Source organism: Shewanella basaltis (assembly GCF_023283885.1).
Classification (GTDB): Bacteria; Pseudomonadota; Gammaproteobacteria; order Enterobacterales; family Shewanellaceae; genus Shewanella; species Shewanella basaltis.
The window spans coordinates 83,287-105,706 of record NZ_JAKILA010000019.1 but is presented as its reverse complement, the minus strand read 5'-3'; the positions used below and the strand labels follow the sequence as shown (position 1 = coordinate 105,706).

Below are 22,420 nucleotides of genomic sequence, written 5' to 3'. Positions count from 1 at the left end.
CTGCTAACTGATTCTATCTGGCATCATCTAAAATTTGGAGCGACATATCGGGTTCGAACCGATGACCTATACCTTGGCAAGGTATCGCTCTACCAACTGAGCTAATGTCGCATTTCAAATTTTTTAAATTTGGAGCGAACTTTCTTTTAAACAAAAAGAGGTTCGAACCGATGACGCTGTTATCTCGTTTAGCTTGGCAAGGTATCGCTCTGCTAACTGATTCTATCTGGCATCATCTAAAATTTGGAGCGACATATCGGGTTCGAACCGATGACCTATACCTTGGCAAGGTATCGCTCTACCAACTGAGCTAATGTCGCGTACTGTTTGCTTCATTTGTAACAATCAACAAGGTATCGTCTTTCTACCTGTGCCAACTGAGCTAATGTCGCATTTCAAATTTCATTTTTACTTTCTATGCTCAGAGTTTGGTGCTCTGTAGAAAGTTGAGGCCGCATTATAGGTAAATTTTACTACGCTGCAACCCCCTTTTTTAAAATATTTGTTCGATTGCTTAAATTTTAAATACTTCTTTGCGATAAAACTGCAATTCAGCGATCGACTCTTTAATATCTTCAAGTGCTTGATGAGTATTTTTCTTACTAAACCCCTTCATGGTTTCAGGGTTCCAACGACGTACTAACTCTTTAATAGTGCTTACATCTATGTTGCGATAATGGAAAAACTCTTCTAACTCCAACATGTATTTATTTAAAAAGCGGCGGTCTTGGCCGATGCTATTGCCACACATCGGCGAAGCACCTTTTGGCACATACTGAGCTAAAAACTCAATTGTTTGCTTAATAGCATCTGCTTCTGAGCATTGGCTAGCACGGACACGGTCAATTAACCCCGACTCACCATGATGCTTTTGATTCCAATCGTCCATACCGGCCAGAACTTCGTCAGTTTGATAAATGGCTAAAACAGGACCTTGGGCAATAATATTCAGTTCTTGATCAGTCACTAAGGTTGCAATTTCAATGATTCTATCGACATCAGGTTCTAAACCTGTCATTTCTAAATCAACCCAAATTAGGTTATTCGCATCAGCAGCCATTGTGTCGCCTTATGTTATCTATCGCCTAAATTCAGGCTTTTTTATAAAAGAGTGTGTATCATACTGTTTTTTTGAGACACAAAAAAACACCTATTTAATGAAGATAAGCCTTTGAGTAAAAAGAAACCACTAAGCCAAGGTCAATTACGCCGAATGCGAGCTAATCAGACTAAGCGACTAAAACGAAACGATGATAACGACGCGCCTGAATTACAGGACAATTTATTAGGCCCTGAACAAGCGGGCATTGTGATATCTCGTTTTGGCCAACATGCCGACATCGAAACCCGCGACGGAACAGTGTCGCGTTGCAATATTCGCAGAGCGGTTACCAGCCTAGTCACCGGAGATAATGTTGTCGTAAGACTTGCCACTGAAGTGCAAGCAAGTTCTAGTATTGGCGGTATTGTTGAGGCTGTCCATCCACGCAAATCATCACTGACTCGACCTGACCTCTACGATGGCGTTAAAATTATCGCGGCCAATATTGACCAAATTTTAATTGTATCGTCTGTATTACCTAGCTTTACGACTCAGATTATCGACCGATATTTAGTCGCTTGTGAAGATACCGATATTCCACCTATCATTATTTTAAATAAAATTGATTTACTCAACGACGAGAATCGCGACGAAATCGAACAGGCATTGAGTCGATATCAAGCAATAGGTTACCCGGTTTACCGTGTCAGTAGTCATACAGGTGAAGGCGTTGAAGAAATAAAAGCCTTACTCAAAGAAAAGGTCAGTGTTTTTGCTGGTCAATCTGGTGTCGGTAAATCATCACTGATTAATGCTTTAATGCCCGAAGCCGAGTTGCTAACGGGTGATGTTTCAGACAATTCAGGGTTAGGGCAACACACCACCACAACGGCCAAGCTATTACACTTTCAAAGTGGGGGGGATCTTATTGATTCGCCAGGTGTGCGTGAATTTGCGCTATGGCACCTTGACGCAACGCGTGTGGGTTGGTGCTTTGTTGAATTTAGAGACTTTTTAGGCACCTGTAAATTCCGGGACTGTAAACACGCAGACGACCCAGGTTGTGCATTACGCGATGCACTAGAGGCTGGTCATATTACACAAGACAGATTCAACAACTACCATCGTATTATTGCCAGTTTAGATGAACAACGTCATGCGCGACATTTTCGTGCTATTGATGAATAATAGTCACTATGACTCAAAAAGATAACAGAAAGGGAAACACATTGGACTCAATTAAAATTGCGTTGCAATACATACTGCCAAAACATTTTTTATCACGTTTAGTTGGCAAGTTTGCTGCTGCACAAGCTGGCGTCTTCACTACCGGGGCAATCAAGTGGTTTATCAAGCAATATAAAATTGATATGTCTGAAGCCAAACAGCCAGAGCCAGAAGCTTACAAAACCTTTAATGATTTTTTTACTCGGGCATTAAAGCCAGAGCTTCGCCCAATTAACCAAGATGCACATATTATGGCTCATCCAGTTGATGGCGCGGTAAGCCAATGTGGCCCAATTGAAGCGGGTAATATTTTTCAGGCAAAAGGCCACAGCTATACCGCAGAGGCACTACTGGGCGGCAATAAAGCCGATGCAGCCCGTTTTGATGGTGGAGATTTTGCTACCATTTACCTTGCACCAAAAGATTACCACCGCATTCATATGCCCCTTACCGGCACCCTGTCTAAAATGACCTACGTGCCAGGCGACTTGTTTTCAGTTAATCCATTAACCGCGCAAAATGTGCCTGGGTTGTTTGCTCGTAACGAGCGCGTTGTGGCCATTTTTGAAACCGAGTCAGGCCCACTTGCCATGGTGCTTGTTGGTGCAACCATTGTTGCCAGCATTGAAACTATTTGGGCAGGCACTGTGACCCCTCCTGCTGGCAAAGCAGTATTTAGCTGGGACTACCCAACAACAGGCCCAGAAGCGTTAACCTTAGAAAAAGGCGCTGAAATGGGTCGCTTTAAATTAGGCAGCACTGTGGTAATGTTGTTCGCTCAAGATGCAATAGAAACCTTTGCTGACGGTGTTGAGCCAGGTGAAACAACACGCATGGGACAAGCATTTGCTACATTAACCCAGGCAGCATAAACACCTCATTAATGAGTGACCCGCTCATGCTTAATTAGGCCGTATTTTGTTAAGATACGGCCTAATTACTTAACAATTTGAAAACGATTCATTAAATATGACTTAATTTCATGTAAAACCTAAAGAATTCATACTTTTTGCTGTTCAATTAACTAAAAAAATAGAGCTTATTTTAGTGATTTTGTTACCATGACTAAACGCCAACTTGAGCCGATAATTATGTTACGTTTAGTGTCTTTTTTACTGTTTCTTTTTGCTTTGTGTAGCCTTACGGCTCCCGTTTATGCCAACGCCCCCATTACACTCGACAAACGTCTTGGACTTAACACCCAAACGGACAATCAAGCGCTTGATATTCACACTCAAATAACCGAACTTGAAAACAGCATTAGCGAGCTCAAAGTCGAGCAACAAAATTACATTAATCTTGAACGCTCAATCAATGAGACTAAACAGACACTTAATCAACAATTACAAGAGACACAAACAACATTAACACTTGATGCAGATATTGATCTTAATCAGCAAGCATCAATGGCATATTTTCACCTGTCTGAATTAAAAGAAACTGAGTCGTATTTAAACCAACAGTTGAGATTAATTACCCAAAGACAAATCCAACTACCTGATTTGATCATTCAAGCTGAAAATGCCCTGGCACAACACAACAAAACAAAGCAAGCACCTGCAGATACTCCACTGGGTAAACGCAATTCTTTGCAGGGTGAATTACTGAGTCAGCATATTGCGACCTTGCAAGCTGAGCGTTTGGCAAACCCCAAACAGTTAGAGATCACTCAACTTCAACAACAAGTTAATCGACTTGCATTAAGCCAACAAGAAAGCTTTATAGAATTAATTAATAAACACAATATTGAATATCGCCAGCAACAAACAGCAAATACCATTGCGAACAATTTAATTGATGAACAAGAGTTAGCCGATCCGTTATCTCAAGAGCTAAGCAAGTCTAATCAAGAATATGCTCAGTTATTACAAACGCTCACCAGCAATCATAATGCTGTGGTTGAGCGTCAACAACGGATTGAAAAACGTTATCAGTCTCAAAATGCACAATTATCAAATGTACTTGAACAAATAACCTGGGTAAAAACTAACTCCGCTTTTGGCGATCGTTTTTTACAAATGTTGCAATCGTTACCTAAGCCACCAAGTCTTGATAAGCTTCAAACGGAACTCGCAGACGCTCGCCTGCAACGATATCAGTTAGAACAACAACAAGCGCTCAACGCCCAGCAACTTGATAACAGTTCATTGTTCAACGAAACACAAATCAAATTACTGCAATCACAACAGGTATTAATAGAACAACTATTGCAAGGCTATGACCAGTATTTAGCTGAATTTGCTAAATTAAGAATTGGTTATGAGCAATTAAACCAGCTACATAACACCCTAAAAAACACACTTAACGAGCATTTATTTTGGGTACCCAACGCCCCTAGAATTGGCGCGCTCTGGCTTGTCGACTTAAGCCAAAGTGGTGCTTGGCTTATTCAACCGAGTCAATTACTGGCAGTTCAGCAAGCATGGAATGAAAACAGCATTTTATGGGCTTGGTGGGTTATTTTATTGCTGTGCTGCTTAATGGCACAAGATATGTTGACGCCCAAATTTAATCAATACATTGCCCGTTACTCTGTGTTTGTTGGCAACGTGACTCAAGACAAATTTAAGTACACAATCAAAACACTTATCATCAGTTTAGTGTATGCCTTAATTAAGCCATTACCTGTCATCACGGCAGGGGTCATTTTTATGCGCTCCGAGCAAAATGTTGTTTATGCTCTTGGTTCTGGAGTGACAGCTATTGGTGTTAGTTACCTGATATATCGCTTCTTTTACTTATTAACCGTCGATAAAGGCATATTAATTAGCCATTTCAGACGGCCAAAAAATATTGTTCAGCAGGCCCAAAAAATAATGGCCTCCTTTGTCATGCTTTGCGCCCCCTTAATTGGCTTAATGGGCTTTACTGAGGCACTTGAAACATCCCTTGTGCGCAACAGCCTTGGTCGCGGAGCATTTATCGTATTTTGTATTATGTTATTTATACTTTACAAAGACGTCTTGGTACTCATGGGCCAATATCGTAAAAATAAACCCAACGCAAATAATCTTGAAGTAGTACAAAAATTGGTGTGGGCAATACTGATTATCACGCCCTTATTTAGCGCAATACTGGCGTGTATTGGCTATTACTTCACGGCTTTCCAATTATTGCTTCAACTACAAATATCGGTACTGCTGGGGTTAGGTTTTTTACTGACTTACCAATTAATCAAACGTTGGATGCTCATTGAACGTCGTTTAATCGCTTTTGACCGCGCCAAAGCAAAGCGTGCTGAGCGGTTAGCTCAACGTGAAAGAGGCGAAATGAACAATGACCCTATTGAAACTTACGAAGAGCCCGTGGTCGATTTAGAAACAATCTCAAGTCAATCTCTCGGGTTAGTCAGATCCATTTTATTATTGGCGTTCTTTGCCAGTTTGCTGGGTATTTTAGCGCAGACACATACCGCCGTTTTTTCGTTTTTAGACGGCATCACGCTGTGGACAACCACCAGCACATTAAATGGTATTGAACAGCAAGTCCCTATTACTTTGCAGTCAATCCTCTTTGGCATCATTTTAGTTGGCTTTTCAGCTGTTATTGCAAAAAACCTACCGGGATTACTGGAGTTAATGCTCTTGCAGCGACTCGATTTGTCACCCGGTACAGGCTTTGCTATCACAACGGTAAGCAGTTATTTAGTGATGTTTTTTGGTATGTTGTTTGGTTTCTCGACCCTCGGGATGGAGTGGTCTAAATTACAGTGGTTAGTGGCCGCGCTCTCGGTTGGTTTAGGTTTTGGCCTGCAAGAAATTTTTGCCAACTTTATCTCTGGTATTATTATTTTATTTGAAAAACCCATCCGTATTGGCGACACAGTCACAATTCGCGATCTCACGGGAACCGTCAGTAAAATTCAAATTCGCGCTACCACGATTGTTGATTGGGATCGCAAAGAGATTATTGTGCCCAATAAGGCCTTTATTACTGAACAGTTAGTTAACTGGTCATTATCTGACCCCATTACTCGGGTTATTGTAAAAGTCTCAGTGTCACGTGATGCTGATCCAACCAAAGTTGAGATGTTATTACATCAAGCAGTACGTGAATGTGATCTGTCGTTAACCATACCTGAGCCAGAAGTCTGGTTTGCCGGTTTTGGTACACACACTCAGGACTACGAAGTGCGCTCATACGCTAAAGATATGTCTGCACGTTGGCCATTACGCCATAATTTACATAAACGTATTAGCAAAAAACTGAAAGAAAATAATGTTGAACTTGCGTACCCACAGATGGAAGTTCATTTAAATCAAGGTAAAAAAGAAACCCCAGGGCTGTTTAAAGGTTAATCAGCAGGAGACACTATGCTTATCTTTGCTCATCGCGGAGCCAGTGGTTACGCGCCTGAAAATACACTCGCTGCCATGACAAAGGCTATTGAATTAGGTGCCAAAGCCATTGAACTGGACGTTCATTGCGTTGAAGGGGAGTTGGTCGTATTTCATGACCGTCGCCTCGAGGGGAAATCAACCGGACATGGACTCATCCACCTTTGTACCCTTGCAGAATTAACACAATATGCAGTAGGAGGGGAGCCCATACCCAGTTTATGGGATGTGTTGACTCACCTTGACAGCATTACTCAAGGTCACTGTATTATCAATATCGAAATCAAGGGAGTCGGATGCGTAACCCCTTTCGTCAACATGTACCCGCGCCTCTTGGCACAATTGCGCTTTTCACCTTCGCAGCTGCTTATATCTTCTTTTAACCACTTATATGTCGCCCAAATAAAACAACAACTTCCCCAGGCTTTTGTCGCCCCCTTATTAGGCAGTATTCCCTTGGATTTAGCTCAAGTGGTTACCGATTTAGATGCTTACTCCATTCATTTAGATGTGGCATTTATCAATCAAGCAATCATTGACGATGCGCATCAGCGTGGTGCTAAAGTATATGTTTACACCGTTGATAATAGCGATGACATCCAAAGCTTAAAAGCGCTGGGTGTCGATGGGGTGTTTAGCAACTATCCCGACAAAGCGATTGCGGCAGCAGCTTTAGCACTACCTGAACAAATAAAAACATGGTTTGACTGATCAAGTCAGTTTTACTGCGCTTTGAAGGTAATTGACCTCAACTCTGGATAAGAGATGTATTGATAACGATATAAATCAATAGATTGACTAAAATCCACTGTCAAGCTTGTGATTTGTTTTGCTAACAAGGCGAATTAACGCGTCAATAGCTAGCCTATTGCAAGTTAATTCAACGCAGTGAGGAAGGCAAAGGACTGCTTGAAAGGCGTTTGTTATCCAGAGCTGAGGTTAATTGGGCAACGAAATGTTGAGCATTTAAACAAGGCTGATGCCATGTCAAACGGCTCAACGTGTTCGTTTAGGGCATAATTGCTGACGAATAGCATATCGAATAACCGAGTATCTCTTCACCTTCCCTCGCTGTTGCTGCGCTGCATTCTCGCCATTTGCTAAGAAATACCCATATAGTTACATGCCTTAATCAAACATCGCTAGACGTATTCTAGGTGGTCACTGAAAATCCTGATTTCTGATTCATTAGTTGAATCTAAAGATGAGATATCGATCATATTGCATTAAAAACAGTCAATTTTATACTAAAAAGTAATTGCCAATGATAACTGTTTTCATTTAGAATTAGATTACTTTTTTAGCTGTGAACTTTTTGTGTGAAGAGGCTTCCTTATGTACGTTTGTCTTTGTAATGCCATTACTGATTCTCAAATCAAAGCTGCTGTTAGCTTAGGTGACAGTTCATTGGCAGATGTAAAGAAGCGTTTAGGCGTTGCTAACCAATGCGGTAAATGCGCGCGTATGGCAAATGAAATCATCCAAACACAGCTTGACTTCGAACCTAATTTTTATGAAGTGGCTTAATACCATTTCGCATTAGACATAAAGCAACTAAAAAAATGCAGCTCTTGTGAGCTGCATTTTTTATGCTTTTAAACAATACAAAAGGCTATTGTTCTGTATTAACACTGTCCTCTTGTAAACCGTCTTCTAGTAATGGTTCAACATCAACGCTATCAACACGTTGAAGTCCTCTAGGTAATTTGGCTCCACGACGACCACGCTCACCACGATAGTGCTCTAAATCACTCGGTTTCAATGTGAGTTTGCGTTTGCCCGCCCACAGGGTAACTGCAGTATTATGTGGAACAACATTAAGGTGTAAGAGTAACTCCTCACGGTTTTTAGCACGTTCAGTAGGGATGCCGATGATTTTGTTACCTTTACCTTTTGATAATTGAGGCAATGCATCAACACTAAACATTAGCATCCGCCCTTCAGAGGTAATGGCCAGTAAAGACTGTTCAGTGCCTTTATGGATCAGTTTAGGCGCCAATGCCAGTGCGTTGGTTGGTAAGCTTAATAATGCTTTACCTGCTTTGTTACGGCTAACCATGTCTGAATAGGCACAAATAAAGCCGTAGCCAGCATCAGTAGCAAGTAAGAAAAACTGATCGTCACTGCCCATCAACACATGCTGCATGGTCGCCCCAGGAGCCATATTAAAACGTGTTGTGATAGGTTCGCCCTGACTTCGCGCAGAAGGCAGTGTGTGGCTATCGGTGGCAAATGCACGGCCTGTTGAATCAATAAAGACAGCCGCTTGATTACTCTTACCCATCGCGCTGCATAAAAAGCTATCACCCGACTTATACGATAAGCCTTCGGCATCTATATCGTGCCCTTTTGCGCAACGTACCCATCCTTTATCCGATAACACAACGGTGACCGATTCTGTCGGAGTCAGTTCTTGTTCCGTTAATGCTTTTGCATCAAAACGTTCAATAATAGGTGAGCGGCGGTTATCTCCATAGGTTTCACCATCTTGGAGCAACTCTTTTTTCACTAATGTTTTTAAACGGCGATCTGAACTTAACAATAACTCTAATTTGTCACGCTCTGCTGCAAGTTCATCTTGCTCCGTTTTAATCTTAAATTCTTCAAGCTTGGCTAAGTGGCGAAGCTTGAGTTCTAATATCGATTCAGCTTGCTTATCAGACAAGTTAAAACGTGCCATTAACTCGGTTTTGGGTTCATCATGAAAGCGAATAATTTCAATCACTTCATCAATATTTAAAAACGCGATCATCAAGGCTTCTAAAATATGCAACCTTGCCAAAACCTTATCTAAACGATATTGCAAGCGACGAGTGACAGTGCTGACACGGTACTCTAACCATTCAGTTAATAAGGTTTTTAAGCCTTTTACTTGCGGACGACCATCTAAACCAAGCACGTTTAAGTTAATTCGATAACTTTTTTCTAAATCTGTAGTCGCAAACAAATGCGTCATTAACTGTTCACAATCGATCCGATTTGAACGAGGCACAATGACAAGTCGCACTGGATTTTCATGATCAGACTCATCACGTAAATCAGATACCATTGGCAACTTTTTAGCCTGCATTTGGCTCGCAATTTGCTCTAAAATCTTACCGCTACTGGCTTGGTGTGGCAGCGCGGTAATCACAATTTCGCCCTGCTCCTCACTAAACACAGCACGCATCTTGATTGACCCTTTGCCACTTTCATATATCTTCGCGATATCGTCTCTTGGCGTAATAATCTCAGCTTCGGTTGGGTAGTCAGGGCCGGGCACTAACTCCATTAACCGCTCAAGCTCAGTTTTAGGATTATCAAGTAACTCAATGCAGGCAGACACTAATTCGCGCACGTTATGCGGTGGAATGTCCGTTGCCATACCCACCGCTATACCGGTAATACCATTAAGTAAAATATGCGGTAATCGCGCAGGTAAGGTTTTAGGCTCTTTAAGAGTGCCATCAAAGTTAGCCCCCCACTCGACGGTACCTTGGCCTAACTCTGACAATAATACTTCTGAAAATTTAGACAATCTGGCTTCGGTATAACGCATTGCCGCAAATGACTTAGGATCATCTGGAGCCCCCCAGTTACCTTGACCATCAACAAGCGGATAACGGTATGAGAATGGTTGTGCCATAAGCACCATCGCTTCATAACAGGCACTGTCACCATGAGGATGATATTTACCTAATACATCACCTACCGTACGGGCTGATTTTTTATGCTTAGATTGAGCCGACAGGCCAAGCTCGCTCATAGCATAAATAATACGCCGCTGAACAGGCTTTAACCCATCACCTATATGCGGTAAAGCACGGTCCATAATGACGTACATTGAATAATTTAAATAAGCCTCTTCGGTAAAGCGCCTTAGTGGCATTTGCTCTACGCCATCGAGGCTTAATTCAATCGAATCACTCATTTAGTTAGATTCCTGTGATTGTTCGGGTGCGTTATAAAACAAGCGGTAAACATTACCTTTCAGATCATCTGATATATACATCGCACCATCTGGCGCATTGATCACATCAAACGGACGAGCGACGGGAAATTCTCCATCCAAAAAACTCACCACAGTTTCACGTTGATTAATCTTGTCGTTGTCAATGTCGAGCATCACGATTTGATAGCCCACTTTGCTCGACCGATTCCAAGAACCATTTTCGGCAACAAATATTTTATGTTGGTAACGTTCAGGAAATTGCTTTCCACGATAAAAACTTAAACCTGTTGGAGCCACATGTGCGGGTAATTCAAATTCTGGCACGATTACATTTAAATTTTTAGGTTTGTCATAGGCAGGCTCTACCACATCTGTGCCATGTAAATAGGGGAAACCAAAATGACTCCCTTTAATATCGACACGGTTGATTTCATCTGCGGGAATATTATCCCCCATCCAATTACGGCCGAGATCCGCAAACCACAGTTTGTCGGTGTCTGGAGACCAGTCAAATCCAGTGACACTGCGTAAACCTAATGCAACTTGTTCACTGGCTCCGGTATCGACATTAATGGCAATAATACTGCCAAACGGCGATGACGCTTCGCACACATTACAAGGGGAACCAATTGACACATATAGACGTCCATCAGGGCCAAAACGCATAGACCGAGAATACTTTTTATCTAAATTAGGTAAGTTAGAATAGACCTCCCGTGCGCGGCTAGGACGGCGCAAACGAGACTCGATTTCGTCAAATCGTATAATGCGGTCTTCTTCGGTGACATACAGCGAACCATTATGAAACGCTAATGCCTCTGGGTATTCCAACCCGCGGGCAATCAGATAACGTTTGTCGACCTGGCCATTTTGATCGCTATCAACTAATGCGTAAACCGTGCCACTTTTTTGAGAGCCCACAAATAAGGTACCGTCGTCACCCACAGTCATTTGTTTAATATCACCTAAATCTGATGCATATAAACTGAGCCCAAACCCTTTAGTTACGGTAATCATCACAGATTGCGATGCAATGGCAATCGATACAGGAAACAAACCTAATAACATCATCCCTGCGAAGGCGTATTTATTGCCTAAATTGAAATAAGATCGAAATCTGAAATACTGCATGTTAATTCTCTTTTGCCTTATCTTAATATCGTTATTGGCATTTAACTGCGAGTTAGAGTAATGCTAAATCACCTTTGCTTTCTAACCAAACTTTTCGGTCAGAAGCGCGTTTTTTAGCTAAAAGCATATCCATCAATGACCATGTCTCGTCAGAATCGTCAATCGTTAGCTGAACCAGGCGGCGTGTATTTGGATCCATTGTCGTTTCACGCAATTGCAACGGGTTCATTTCACCCAACCCTTTAAATCGGGTTACCTGCACTTTGCCTTTTTTATTTTCAGCGGCAATGCGATCTAAAATACCGTTTTTTTCTGCTTCATCTAACGCATAAAAAACCTCTTTACCGATATCTATACGAAACAGTGGCGGCATCGCAATATACACATGGCCCTTTTCAACCAATACGCGGTAATGTTTTAAAAACAATGCGCACAATAACGTAGCAATATGCAGACCATCCGAGTCCGCATCGGCTAAAATACAAATTTTACCGTAACGTAGTTCAGAAATGTCATCACTGTCAGGATCGCAGCCAATAGCAATAGAAATATTATGCACTTCTTGCGAGCCAAGTACCTGTGACGCATCGACCTCCCAGGTATTTAAAATCTTACCCCGTAGCGGCATAATCGCCTGAAACTCGCGGTCGCGAGCTTGTTTCGCGCTGCCACCAGCGGAGTCACCCTCAACCAAAAATAACTCACCGCGCATCGGATCTTGGCCGCTGCAATCGGTTAACTTACCAGGCAAAGCTGGGCCTGAAACCACTTTTTTACGGGCGATTTTTTTAGCGGCTTTTAAGCGGCGTTGGGCATTACTAATACACAGTTCAGCTAATTGCTCTGCAAGTTCTGTATTTGAGTTCAACCATAGAGAGAAAGCATCACGAACAATGCCAGCAACAAAGGCCGAACTTTGGCGGCTAGAGAGTTTTTCTTTGGTTTGTCCTGCAAATTGCGGGTCTTGCATTTTTATCGACAAAATAAATGCCGCGCGGTCCCAGATATCGTCGGGAGATAATTTAATACCACGAGGGATCAAATTACGAAACTCACAAAACTCACGCATAGACTCAAGTAAACCTTGTCTAAACCCATTCACGTGAGTTCCGCCTAAGGGGGTAGGAATTAAGTTAACATAACTTTCGTTGAGGCTTTCGCCACCTTCAGGTAACCAAGTAATCGCCCAATCTGCGGCTTCTAACTCACCTTTAAAGCTGCCCACAAAAGGCTCTTCTGGCAGCATTAACGACCCTTTTACCGCTTCTTGCAAGTAATCCGTTAAGCCACTTTCATAAAACCATTCGTGCACTTCATTGGTGTGCTTATTGGTAAATTTAATGCGTAAGCCCGGGCACAATACCGCTTTCGCGCGCAATAAATAAATCAGCTTACTCACAGAAAAGTTAGGCGAGTCAAAATAGTTTACGTCTGGCCAAAAATGCACTCGTGTACCGGTATTGCGACGCCCGCAAGTGCCGGTTACGGTTAACTCTTCTACTTTAAAGCCGTTTTCAAATGCCATGTCGTACACTTGCGCATCGCGGCGAACGGTAATCTCGACACGTGTAGACAAGGCATTGACCACAGAAATACCAACACCGTGCAAACCACCAGAGAACTGGTAATTTTTATTGGAAAACTTACCACCAGCATGCAGTTTTGTCAGAATAAGCTCAACCCCGGGAATGCCCTCTTCAGGATGAATATCAACAGGCATACCACGGCCATCATCGGTCACTTCCAATGAATTATCGGCATGTAAGATAACATCAATTTTAGTGGCGTGACCCGCCAACGCTTCATCGACGCTGTTATCAATTACTTCTTGCCCAAGGTGATTGGGTCTCGTGGTGTCGGTATACATACCAGGGCGGCGCTTTACCGGGTCAAGTCCGTTAAGGACCTCAATCGCATCTGAAGTATATTGGTTGGTCATAATCCACACATTTGGAGTTAAATGGAGCCAAAGTTAGCTCAAATTGATCGTTATTTATAACGTATAAACGTTACAGCTGAATAAAATTACAAATTCTGTCTAATTGTTGTTCATAGCCGACAAAACTGTGGTCGCCACCGGGCTCTAAATGTAATTCGCAGCTGTGGTACTTATGTAATGCTTGTCGATAATCTAACACTTCGTCGCCAGTTTGCAACAACACAAGAAAACGATCTGGATGTCGAATCACCTGAGTATCAAACTGAGCAACCTCATCTCGATGTTGGGGTAACACCTGATAATGTTCATCGGTATAGGGATTATATTGAGGCCCGATAAACTGTTCAAATAATTCGAAAGGTTTTACCGCAGGATTAACTAAAACCGCTTTACCACCATAGGTTTCTGCTAAGTAACTGGCAAAATAACCGCCTAATGATGATCCTATAAAACGCAGTGTTTGCCCCTGCTGTTTAGCTTGCTCGGTAAACTCACACAACAGTGTCATTGCAGCATGTGGCGAAGACGGTAATTGAGGTTGATAAAAGGTCAAATGGGGGTAATGCTGGTTAATGTATCTGGCGGTTTGAACAGCTTTATCCGACTGCGGTGAACTATTAAATCCATGTATATAGAGTAGCATATTTCCTCGCGAGTCGGCAGATTACATCATTAGTACCCACTTGCCTCATTATCAGGTGAAAAGCGATTTCCGGGCACGCGGTATACGTTAGTGCGAATGCTACCATCGCCTGCCAGCTCCAGCAAACGATAACCGGGTTGCAGTTGGTCTAAAGCAAAATAAGATGAAAGCGGTTTAAATTGAATACACGTTGATGGCGTCGCCATTAATGGTATCTCACCGTGGGGGCCAATGTGTAATTTATCAACTTGCTGATGAACATGTCCCCACAACACACCTTTAACTTGCGGGTAACGACTTGTGCGCGCTAAAAAGTCTGAACCATTCATCATGCAATGCTGATCAAGCCATGCGCAATCCATCAATATTGGGTTGTGATGCATCACAAGCAATGCATGTTTGTCAGGATAAGCTTTAATAGCTGCATCAATCAGCGCAAATTGTTTCTCCCCCATATAGCCACCGGGCTTACCAAGTACGGTAGAGTCGAGCATCAAAATGATCCATTTTCCGATGACAATAAGCTGTTGGCCAAAAACATGCTCACCTTGCATACGCACCGCCATTAAGCGCGGATCATCGTGATTGCCTGGTAAGTAGTGACAAGGTAAATTGAGTGCTTGCACTTTATTGACAAAATGCTGATAAGACTCTGGCGAATAATCTTGGCTGATATCACCGGTTGCGAGGAGTAAATTTGCCGGATATTGACTTGCCATAAATGTATTAAGCACAGCTTGAAGAGATTGCGTAGTGTTAACACCTAAAAGCTGCCCTTCAGGATCGGCAAAAAGATGCGGATCAGTTAATTGAACTAATCGCACAGGTTCACCTTCAGCAACAGAATAATGTACTGCGTCTTTAAGCACTAAACATTCCTAACTCAGTAAAATGGTAAATATTCTAAGATTAACAAGCCACTCTCCTTGCACCAATCTTCAACAGTTCTTCAAGAAATGCATTCACTTGAAATTTCTCGTCGCTATGGTGCATGCGTATATTAGGATAATCATACACTGGCTTTAAGCGATAAATCTGTTGGCTACTTAACACTTCTGCTAATTGAGCATCATGATAAATACGAACAGTGGCTTTTGGGGATTTAAAAAAGTGTCCATTTGGTATAGGGCGAGAAATCTCGATTAACTGAGTGTATTTTGTATTCTCAATAATATTGACCCACAACGAACCAAACTCACCCTCTACCTGCCAAGGCTTGTTAACGATAACGTCTTCTGGTAACCATTTTAAAATAAGCGCGTAATTACGACCGCAAACAGCCAAAAATGCACTGACATTCGGTTGATACTTTTGCTTTTTATTGTGGTTTGACACAGTCAATCAATCATTCCTATCTGTTAATCTTTGTCTTTAACACGATTAAAGTGTGTCGCGAATCTTTTGGTAGTTCAGCATTAACCACTGAATCCCCAAAACAGTAGAGGCGTTATCAATTCGGCCATCGTTCACCCATTCATAAGCTTGTTGACGGCTGACAACATGAACACGGATATCTTCATTTTCATGATCAAGCCCATGTACTCCTGACGCTTTCGTGGCATCAACATGCCCCCAGAACAAATAAAATCGTTCAGTTGTGCCACCAGGACTCACCAGGTAGCTATTAATGGGCGTTAAACTTTGTATGCTTAAGCCGGCTTCTTCAGCCAACTCACGCGTGGCGACTTGCTCAGGAGATTCACCGGGTTCAATCATACCTGCCACTAACTCAAGAAGCCAGATTGATTTAGTAGTTGCTAATGCAGGTACGCGAATTTGTTCAATTAGCACGACTTCATCACGCACAGGGTCATACGGAAGTACGACAACAGCACTACCACGCTCAAATACCTCGCGTGTGACCTCACCACTCCAGCCCCCGTTAAAGAGTTTGTGCTTAAAGGTGTATTCATCTAGTTGAAAAAAACCCTTGTAGAGTACTTTTTTTGCAATCAGTTCAAAATCAGAATCAGCGTTAAAGCTCGGTGTATTCAAATGTTCAGGCATACATTTCCTTGTCGATTAAACAAACGCTTATATGCGGTTTTTAACCAAATTACCGTTGCATAATGACCTTGATAAATTGATTTTTATTACACATACAAACGGATTAAAAAAAATAAAATCTGTTACACTTCAAATTTGACTTGAAAATCAAAAAATCAATACTATTAAGATGCACAGTAGATAAAAAATAGTGCACAATGCATTATAAAGTATTGTGGAGTATTTTTACCGCATTAAACACAATGCACATACTGATTGCCACGTTAAGATTGCTTTGCTATCTACCCTAACCTTAACCTTACGGCACAACCGAATTAACAGTTTTTAACACCTCTTATCTATGAGGCAATGTCTAAAAAGGGCAGCAAATGAAATTCAAAATTGGATCATTATACGCAGCATTAGCATTCGCTATTGCCGCACCGGTAGCGCAGGCTGACGACTTATTACAAATTTATCAGCAAGCACTGACTAGCGACCCTATCGTATTGCAAGCAAAAGCACAGCGCGATGCATTATATGAAAGCATCGAAGAGAACCGAGCACCACTACTACCTACCATTAGCGCCAATGTTGGTTATGCAAAAGCATGGAACGATCCAACCGTCGACACCGATGGGTTAACCGGTGGTGTTAGCCTTAGCCAAGTCATATACGATCATAGTGCATGGGTTGGATTAAATTTGGCAGAAATGGCCGCTTCACAAGCTGATTCGGCTTATGCTTCGACACTACAGTCATTAATTACTCGTGTCACTAGCGCATACTTTGATGTATTAACCGCCAAAGACAATTATGAGTTCCAAGGTGCAGAAAAAGCCGCAATTGAACGCCAGCTTGAACAAACCAAGCAACGCTTTGCTGTAGGCTTAACGGCAATTACTGACGTGCACGAAGCGCAAGCACAATATGATCTTGCATCAGCACTCGAAATTTTAGCGTTAAACACCTTAGATAACAGCTACGAAGCGCTACGTGAAATTACCGGCATAGACCACAAATCAATTAACGTACTAGACACAACCCGCTTCTCTGCTGGCACACCAGCGCCTGCATCGTCAGCAGAATGGTTAAAAATGGCCGAGACTAACAGCATTGATTTAATGACTCAGCGCATCGCAAAAGATATCGCAAATGAGACCATTAGTTTATACAAAGCGGGTCACATGCCGTCTTTAAGCTTGTCTGCTGGTTATAACAAAGGGGTAGACCAAACTCCTGGTCCAGATTACGACAACACCAATATTGGTGTCACGTTAAGCGTGCCAATCTTTGAAGGCTTTGCTGTGTCTTCACAAGTTAAACAAGCCCAATTTGCTTATGTAGAAGCGAGTGAGCTATTAGAACAAACGCACCGTAGTGTGACTAAAAATGTTCGTAATAACTTCAATAACGTGACTGCATCAATTAGCTCTATTAAGGCATACGAGCAATCAGTGATTTCATCTGAAAGCGCGTTAAAAGCCACTCAAGCCGGATTTGAAGTGGGTACTCGTACTATTGTTGATGTACTAAACCGTACTCGTGATCTGTACGATTCTAAACGTCAATTGTCAGAAGCCCGTTATGGCTATATTAACTCAATCCTTGCCTTAAAACAGGCTGCTGGTACGTTAAATGAAGACGACATTATTGCCATTAACAACGGTTTGATTGCACAGTAATCAGCGTATGTTAACCAATAAAAAACCGCCAACTGGCGGTTTTTTTATGGGGCTATACTTTCAACTTAAAAACGCAGCTCAATTCCAGCAAACGCACCTTTAAATTGAGTATTTTGTGACACATCAGAAAAGTCGCTAACATCAAAGTTAAAATCACGGTAACCCACTCGTACTAACGTATTGACGGCTAAATTGTCAAATTGCCAACCTAACCCAACACCATAGTCATATACATTTGACTCATCAACACCAAACAATACATCGGCAAAGCCAAATAAACCAAGGCCAGCAACGCCAACTTGGGCATTGGCATACCCCATAAACACACCACTATCAATGTCAATTTGTTCTGGGTGGCCAGCATCAAATACACGTAACGAACCGTTCATCTTTTTGTATGCTGCACCTAAATCCACAGACACTAAATCGTTGTCTAGAATCTCGTAATAAAGCACAAAATCGGTATTATTGAGCTCATTAATAACCGACACTTCACCTTCAAACGCATTGCCATTAAACGTAAAATCAACATTATCTAAATCCGCACTAGATTCTAAACGGTTTTCACGTATTTTTAAGTTGGGCACAAACGGTAAAGGATGCTCAACAGCAATCCATACACTCCCTTGAGACGAGTCATCAGAAAAACTATGGCCGACATTATCGTCGTCATTAAATGAATTGGTGGTATCTGCTAGCCAATAATCAGCACCGATCTTAAAACCCACAACCGTTGCCGCATTTGCAGATGACAAACTTAATAAACCCACTACAGCGGTGGCAATAAGTGTTTTATTCATCATTATCCTTGAGAAAGTAAGTTTGTTAAATCAATAACCGCAGCATTAGCACGCGAAATATAGTTCGCCATAACTAACGAGTGGTTAGCCACTAAACCAAAACCGTTACCGTTTAGTACGATTGGGCTCCATACCGTTTGCTGAGTCGCTTCAAGTTCACGAATTATCTGGCGCAAGCTGACTTCAGCATTTTTCTTTTCAAGCACGTCAGCAAAATCCACCTCGATTGCGCGCATAAAGTTTAATAGAGCCCATGCAGAACCTCGGCTTTCATAAAATACATCGTCAATTTTCCACCAGCTGGTTTTAATTTCGCTGCTTGATAGACCTGGTGTTGATTGACGAGCAGAGCTGTCACCGGCTAAATCAGTATTTAATCGTTCCTGACCGACGCTAGCCGATAAACGCTGCGACATGCTCCCTAAACGCTTTTGTACTTCTTTAAGCCATTCATTTAAATTGTCGGCACGAGCATAAAACTGAGCATTGTTATTATTAGCGTCACTGATTTTAGCGCGGTAAAGTTTCAGTAATTTGATTGCTTCACGATATTCCCCCTCTGCACTAGGGACAAGCCAGCTGGTGTTTTCAATGTTCAGTTTAGAGTGAGCTGCGAGCAAGTCATTATCTGCGGTAGATTGTGACTGAGAACGACTAAATTCTTTACGCATAATGAGTGCTAAATCACGTACTTGCTCCAACGCACCAAACTCAAATGCGGGCATATTATCCATCATCAGTGACGGAGGCATAATATCATTAGACAGCCACCCACCAGGTTTATCAAGCAGTGCTTCCATGGTTAAAATCAATGAACTGGTGGTGCTGTAACCCACAATTTTTTTTGAGTTATCAGACTGCGCAGAAATAGGTTCAATCGTGTCGGGCTCCATACTCCACCAAACACTGACAAAATACAGCACTAAAGAAAGTGCCCCTACCACGCCTAATATTTTATTCCTTGATACTTGCATCAATATCACTCCTTAATGATGGTGATGATGGTCTGCTTGTTCACCGTGTTGAGCTGCAGCCTGCTTTAAGACAGGTAGCTCAATGGTAAGTTTCTGACCATCCTCAAAAATTAATTCTAGAGGCACTTTATCATCAACCGCCAGCGGGGCCGCTAATGACAATAACATTATATGATCACCTGTAGGTTGAAGTACCAACGAACCATGAGACGGTATCGAAAACCCTTTAACCTGGCGCATTTTTACCATGCCATTTTCTTCAATAATTGTATGTAACTGCGCTTCTTTCGCTACGCTAGAATTAACGCCTACTAACATTACGGCATTAGCAGTATGGTTTTCTAGAGTGAGATAAGCTGCAGTATTGGGTACACTCGCAGGCATGGCTCTGACATAACCATCGGTCAATACAATATTAGCCGATGCCGCGAATGACCATGATGATAACACTAAAAAGTTAAACAGGTGTTTGAATATTACTTTCAATGTCTTAAACTCCATGTAAAACACACTCGCATTCACTACAGGAAATCACGAATGAGTTATATTCAGGTAAGAGATGATCAAGGTGTACGCATCATCGGGTTTAATCGTCCAGAAAAGCGTAATGCCTTCAATCTAGAAATGTATCAACAATTAACAGAATACCTGATCCAAGGCGAAGCCGACAACGACATTCGCGCCTTTCTGTTTCATGGCACCGACGATTGCTTTACTTCTGGCAATGATATCGTAGATTTTCTGCAAAGTGGTACATTAGATGACAATCACCCTACGGTTAAATTCTTGTTTTGCTTACTTGATCTGAAAAAACCTGTGGTTGCGGCTGTAACAGGTGCCGCTGTCGGTATCGGCACAACATTACTGCTGCACTGCGACTTAGTGTATGCAGACGATCACGCTAAGTTCCAAATGCCTTTTGTTAATTTAGCTCTAGTGCCAGAGGCTGCATCGAGCATATTATTACCCGCTATTGTTGGCCAACATAAAGCCGCTGAGCTGATTTTATTAGGTGATGCTTTTGATGCTCACACAGCTTTGCAATTGAATTTAATTAACCGTGTGCTTGCCGCAGATGAGCTAATGAACTTTAGTCTTTTACAGGCAAAAAAATTGGCGGCCCAGCCACCGTTATCGATGCAAGCATCAAAACAACTGTTACGTTACAATCAGGCTCAAGTAAAAGCCCAAATGAAATTAGAAATCGTAGAGTTTGCTAAGCGTTTACAAAGTGATGAAGCTAAACAACGTTTTAAAGCCTTTTTAAACAAATAATCATCACTAAATAATGTTGCACTCGCTCACCGCCAGATACAATGCTGGAGTGAGCGTTAAAAGCGTGAGGTTTTTTGGCCCATGACAACTGCTACTATAAAATATGCTGCCAAACTGATAGCTGGATTTGTCACCACCAAACCCATAGTGACAACACGGGTCCATAATAATGACCAACCATACTGTTTTGCTAAATTAGCCGAAACGCCACACACAATCCTCGCCTCATCTTGTAATCGACTGATTAAACGATCCATATTTGTCTCCCTTTATATTGCTGGTTAACGTTGATATTCGCCAAATAAACTATCAATGTATTCATCATCATTTAGCGCTTAGGCTTGGTCATTAATGCTTGGCCATAACAGCAAACTGGCGAACATGGCACACAATGCAAAACTCAATACAGGCAACAAGAGTAGCGACATTAATGGCAGCACCAAGCCTATATTCCACAGCCAATCCATTACTTATTCTCTGCCGTTTGTGCAGCAATAGCGCTTCGATTCAACTCTGGCTCAATTATCGACGTTTGCGCAACGCTGGTATTAATGTCATACACCTGCTGTGCAATTTGAGTTTGTAATGACAACATAAACTCTTGCTTAGCTGTTGCGATCATTTCTTGACTGGCTTGAGATATATTTTTTTCAAGCGTTTGGAACGTACTAGTCACTGAAATCTCATCCGCTTGAGCCGATACGCTGGCGGTTGCTAATACAAGAGCAGCGATAGAAAACTTAACGGTACGATTTACAAGTTTATTTGAAGTTAAAGTAAACATGGTGGCATCCTTTCTTGTGTTGGTTAATGGCAACTAAACACCTGTCTAGTTGATTACACCATAGGTATTACAAGCTGCGTGCCAACTTTAAATAAAACAGATAATCAATTGTAAAATAACGGTTTTATTTTAAACTCTTAATAAAATACACTCAAACACCTCAGTTTAAAAAACCAACAGGTAGTAAAAATAACCACCGAGTTGGCGAAAATAACCAGTGCATTTAACGCACAGGGTTAAGGGGCGACTGTGGCGCAAGCTAACACTATTATTTTGCTGTAGTGATGCGGTAACTGTTTGACGAAATGAGGGGCAATGAATGCGTCATCGCACTGTTTTGAGCAAGCTATGAGCGTATAAATGCGTTTTTAGCTATTTATTAACCTTATTTGAAATAAAAATAAGCGTACAAAATATTTAAGCCAAAGATTGAATGCATAATGAGTGAGTAAAAAAAACAAATCAGCAATTTTCAGTTCAGATAAACAATAATTTAATTAAATTTACAAAAATAGTAATAGATACATTTCTTGATCACTATCATCTTTATTGTTGCACGCGTTAAACCTGTGTTTAATTAAGTTATTAACATTGTGTATTTATAGTTTCTGCTTTGTATTAATTTAACCCCCGATAAATAACACAAAAACAACAAACAAACCAAAA

At 41.7% G+C, this 22,420-nt stretch carries 21 protein-coding genes and 2 tRNA genes; 7 read left to right on the top strand and 16 right to left on the bottom strand.

The window, feature by feature from the left end; all coding sequences use genetic code 11:
- Positions 1-35: 35 nt before the first annotated feature.
- The 3 genes from L2703_RS14115 to orn all read right to left on the bottom strand — a co-directional run bounded on the left by L2703_RS14115 (position 36) and on the right by orn (position 1,060).
- A tRNA-Gly gene (locus tag L2703_RS14115) sits at positions 36-111 on the bottom strand.
- Positions 112-244: 133 nt separating this feature from the next.
- Positions 245-320 (bottom strand) — tRNA-Gly (locus L2703_RS14110).
- A 194-nt stretch (positions 321-514) separates the two neighbouring features.
- Positions 515-1,060, bottom strand: coding sequence for an oligoribonuclease (orn, locus tag L2703_RS14105; protein ID WP_248971718.1), 546 nt, complete (start codon positions 1,058-1,060; stop codon positions 515-517).
- Positions 1,061-1,171: 111 nt separating this feature from the next.
- Between orn and rsgA the strand changes: the two genes are divergently transcribed.
- The 5 genes from rsgA (at position 1,172) to L2703_RS14080 (ending at position 8,133) form a co-directional block, all read left to right on the top strand.
- Complete coding sequence (gene rsgA / locus L2703_RS14100) at positions 1,172-2,230, top strand: small ribosomal subunit biogenesis GTPase RsgA (protein WP_248971717.1); 1,059 nt, start codon at positions 1,172-1,174, stop codon at positions 2,228-2,230.
- Positions 2,231-2,271: 41 nt separating this feature from the next.
- Positions 2,272-3,141 (top strand): archaetidylserine decarboxylase, encoded by an 870-nt coding sequence (gene asd, locus L2703_RS14095; RefSeq protein WP_248971716.1) that lies wholly within the window; start codon positions 2,272-2,274, stop codon positions 3,139-3,141.
- A gap of 189 nt (positions 3,142-3,330) precedes the next feature.
- Positions 3,331-6,567: a mechanosensitive ion channel domain-containing protein gene (locus tag L2703_RS14090; RefSeq protein ID WP_428848661.1), complete on the top strand. Its 3,237-nt coding sequence runs from the start codon at positions 3,331-3,333 to the stop codon at positions 6,565-6,567.
- 15 nt (positions 6,568-6,582) lie between these two features.
- Positions 6,583-7,317 (top strand): glycerophosphodiester phosphodiesterase, encoded by a 735-nt coding sequence (locus L2703_RS14085; RefSeq protein ID WP_248971715.1) that lies wholly within the window; start codon positions 6,583-6,585, stop codon positions 7,315-7,317.
- A 624-nt stretch (positions 7,318-7,941) separates the two neighbouring features.
- A complete protein-coding gene (locus L2703_RS14080) occupies positions 7,942-8,133 on the top strand; it encodes a bacterioferritin-associated ferredoxin (RefSeq protein ID WP_248971714.1) in 192 nt (63 codons plus the stop codon).
- Between the two features lie 85 nt (positions 8,134-8,218).
- Here the strand turns inward: L2703_RS14080 and parC are convergent, their stop codons facing one another.
- The 7 genes from parC to nudF all read right to left on the bottom strand — a co-directional run bounded on the left by parC (position 8,219) and on the right by nudF (position 16,257).
- Complete coding sequence (gene parC, locus L2703_RS14075) at positions 8,219-10,516, bottom strand: DNA topoisomerase IV subunit A (RefSeq protein WP_248971713.1); 2,298 nt, start codon at positions 10,514-10,516, stop codon at positions 8,219-8,221.
- Positions 10,517-11,608, bottom strand: coding sequence for a PQQ-dependent sugar dehydrogenase (locus L2703_RS14070; RefSeq protein WP_248971721.1), 1,092 nt, complete (start codon positions 11,606-11,608; stop codon positions 10,517-10,519).
- Between the two features lie 112 nt (positions 11,609-11,720).
- Positions 11,721-13,607 (bottom strand): DNA topoisomerase IV subunit B, encoded by a 1,887-nt coding sequence (gene parE / locus L2703_RS14065; RefSeq protein WP_248971712.1) that lies wholly within the window; start codon positions 13,605-13,607, stop codon positions 11,721-11,723.
- A 70-nt stretch (positions 13,608-13,677) separates the two neighbouring features.
- Positions 13,678-14,250: a YqiA/YcfP family alpha/beta fold hydrolase gene (locus tag L2703_RS14060; RefSeq protein WP_248971711.1), complete on the bottom strand. Its 573-nt coding sequence runs from the start codon at positions 14,248-14,250 to the stop codon at positions 13,678-13,680.
- Between the two features lie 29 nt (positions 14,251-14,279).
- Positions 14,280-15,119 (bottom strand): 3',5'-cyclic-AMP phosphodiesterase, encoded by an 840-nt coding sequence (gene cpdA / locus L2703_RS14055; protein WP_248971710.1) that lies wholly within the window; start codon positions 15,117-15,119, stop codon positions 14,280-14,282.
- A gap of 40 nt (positions 15,120-15,159) precedes the next feature.
- A complete protein-coding gene (locus L2703_RS14050; RefSeq protein ID WP_248971709.1) occupies positions 15,160-15,591 on the bottom strand; it encodes a DUF1249 domain-containing protein in 432 nt (143 codons plus the stop codon).
- A 39-nt stretch (positions 15,592-15,630) separates the two neighbouring features.
- On the bottom strand, positions 15,631-16,257 hold the full coding sequence (nudF, locus tag L2703_RS14045; protein ID WP_418358124.1) for an ADP-ribose diphosphatase: 627 nt from the start codon (positions 16,255-16,257) through the stop codon (positions 15,631-15,633).
- 368 nt (positions 16,258-16,625) lie between these two features.
- Here nudF and tolC point away from each other — a divergent pair, with 368 nt between their 5' ends.
- On the top strand, positions 16,626-17,921 hold the full coding sequence (gene tolC / locus L2703_RS14040) for an outer membrane channel protein TolC (protein WP_248971708.1): 1,296 nt from the start codon (positions 16,626-16,628) through the stop codon (positions 17,919-17,921).
- Between the two features lie 65 nt (positions 17,922-17,986).
- Here the strand turns inward: tolC and L2703_RS14035 are convergent, their stop codons facing one another.
- From L2703_RS14035 to L2703_RS14025, 3 genes are read right to left on the bottom strand one after another with little or no spacing between them, the layout of a single operon-like run.
- Positions 17,987-18,721 (bottom strand): TIGR04219 family outer membrane beta-barrel protein, encoded by a 735-nt coding sequence (locus L2703_RS14035; RefSeq protein ID WP_248971707.1) that lies wholly within the window; start codon positions 18,719-18,721, stop codon positions 17,987-17,989.
- Positions 18,722-18,723: 2 nt separating this feature from the next.
- Positions 18,724-19,695, bottom strand: a complete 972-nt coding sequence (locus tag L2703_RS14030; protein ID WP_248971706.1) for a DUF2333 family protein — start codon at positions 19,693-19,695, stop codon at positions 18,724-18,726.
- 12 nt (positions 19,696-19,707) lie between these two features.
- Complete coding sequence (locus L2703_RS14025) at positions 19,708-20,196, bottom strand: copper chaperone PCu(A)C (protein ID WP_248971705.1); 489 nt, start codon at positions 20,194-20,196, stop codon at positions 19,708-19,710.
- Between the two features lie 36 nt (positions 20,197-20,232).
- Between L2703_RS14025 and L2703_RS14020 the strand changes: the two genes are divergently transcribed.
- Positions 20,233-20,970: an enoyl-CoA hydratase-related protein gene (locus tag L2703_RS14020; protein ID WP_248971704.1), complete on the top strand. Its 738-nt coding sequence runs from the start codon at positions 20,233-20,235 to the stop codon at positions 20,968-20,970.
- Between the two features lie 56 nt (positions 20,971-21,026).
- On the opposite strand, the gene L2703_RS14015 is transcribed toward L2703_RS14020, so the two are convergent.
- From L2703_RS14015 to L2703_RS14010, 3 genes are all read right to left on the bottom strand, one after another.
- Positions 21,027-21,227 (bottom strand): PspC domain-containing protein, encoded by a 201-nt coding sequence (locus tag L2703_RS14015; RefSeq protein WP_248971703.1) that lies wholly within the window; start codon positions 21,225-21,227, stop codon positions 21,027-21,029.
- 78 nt (positions 21,228-21,305) lie between these two features.
- On the bottom strand, positions 21,306-21,437 hold the full coding sequence (locus tag L2703_RS19020; RefSeq protein WP_283107888.1) for a hypothetical protein: 132 nt from the start codon (positions 21,435-21,437) through the stop codon (positions 21,306-21,308).
- On the bottom strand, positions 21,437-21,754 hold the full coding sequence (locus tag L2703_RS14010) for a hypothetical protein (protein WP_248971702.1): 318 nt from the start codon (positions 21,752-21,754) through the stop codon (positions 21,437-21,439). Before L2703_RS14010 ends, L2703_RS19020 begins: the two co-directional genes overlap by 1 nt.
- Between the last annotated feature and the right edge of the window lie 666 nt (positions 21,755-22,420).

Coding starts and splice junctions, on each gene's coding strand:
- orn (WP_248971718.1), bottom strand. CDS start 1,060: ATGGCTGCTGATGCGAATAACCTAATTTGGGTTGATTTAGAAATGACA.
- L2703_RS14090 (WP_428848661.1), top strand. CDS start 3,331: ATGACTAAACGCCAACTTGAGCCGATAATTATGTTACGTTTAGTGTCT.
- L2703_RS14085 (WP_248971715.1), top strand. CDS start 6,583: ATGCTTATCTTTGCTCATCGCGGAGCCAGTGGTTACGCGCCTGAAAAT.
- L2703_RS14080 (WP_248971714.1), top strand. CDS start 7,942: ATGTACGTTTGTCTTTGTAATGCCATTACTGATTCTCAAATCAAAGCT.
- parC (WP_248971713.1), bottom strand. CDS start 10,516: ATGAGTGATTCGATTGAATTAAGCCTCGATGGCGTAGAGCAAATGCCA.
- L2703_RS14070 (WP_248971721.1), bottom strand. CDS start 11,608: ATGATGTTATTAGGTTTGTTTCCTGTATCGATTGCCATTGCATCGCAA.
- parE (WP_248971712.1), bottom strand. CDS start 13,607: ATGACCAACCAATATACTTCAGATGCGATTGAGGTCCTTAACGGACTT.
- L2703_RS14060 (WP_248971711.1), bottom strand. CDS start 14,250: ATGCTACTCTATATACATGGATTTAATAGTTCACCGCAGTCGGATAAA.
- nudF (WP_418358124.1), bottom strand. CDS start 16,257: ATGCCTGAACATTTGAATACACCGAGCTTTAACGCTGATTCTGATTTT.
- tolC (WP_248971708.1), top strand. CDS start 16,626: ATGAAATTCAAAATTGGATCATTATACGCAGCATTAGCATTCGCTATT.
- L2703_RS14035 (WP_248971707.1), bottom strand. CDS start 18,721: ATGAATAAAACACTTATTGCCACCGCTGTAGTGGGTTTATTAAGTTTG.
- L2703_RS14030 (WP_248971706.1), bottom strand. CDS start 19,695: ATGCAAGTATCAAGGAATAAAATATTAGGCGTGGTAGGGGCACTTTCT.
- L2703_RS14025 (WP_248971705.1), bottom strand. CDS start 20,196: ATGGAGTTTAAGACATTGAAAGTAATATTCAAACACCTGTTTAACTTT.
- L2703_RS14020 (WP_248971704.1), top strand. CDS start 20,233: ATGAGTTATATTCAGGTAAGAGATGATCAAGGTGTACGCATCATCGGG.
- L2703_RS14015 (WP_248971703.1), bottom strand. CDS start 21,227: ATGGATCGTTTAATCAGTCGATTACAAGATGAGGCGAGGATTGTGTGT.
- L2703_RS19020 (WP_283107888.1), bottom strand. CDS start 21,437: ATGGATTGGCTGTGGAATATAGGCTTGGTGCTGCCATTAATGTCGCTA.
- L2703_RS14010 (WP_248971702.1), bottom strand. CDS start 21,754: ATGTTTACTTTAACTTCAAATAAACTTGTAAATCGTACCGTTAAGTTT.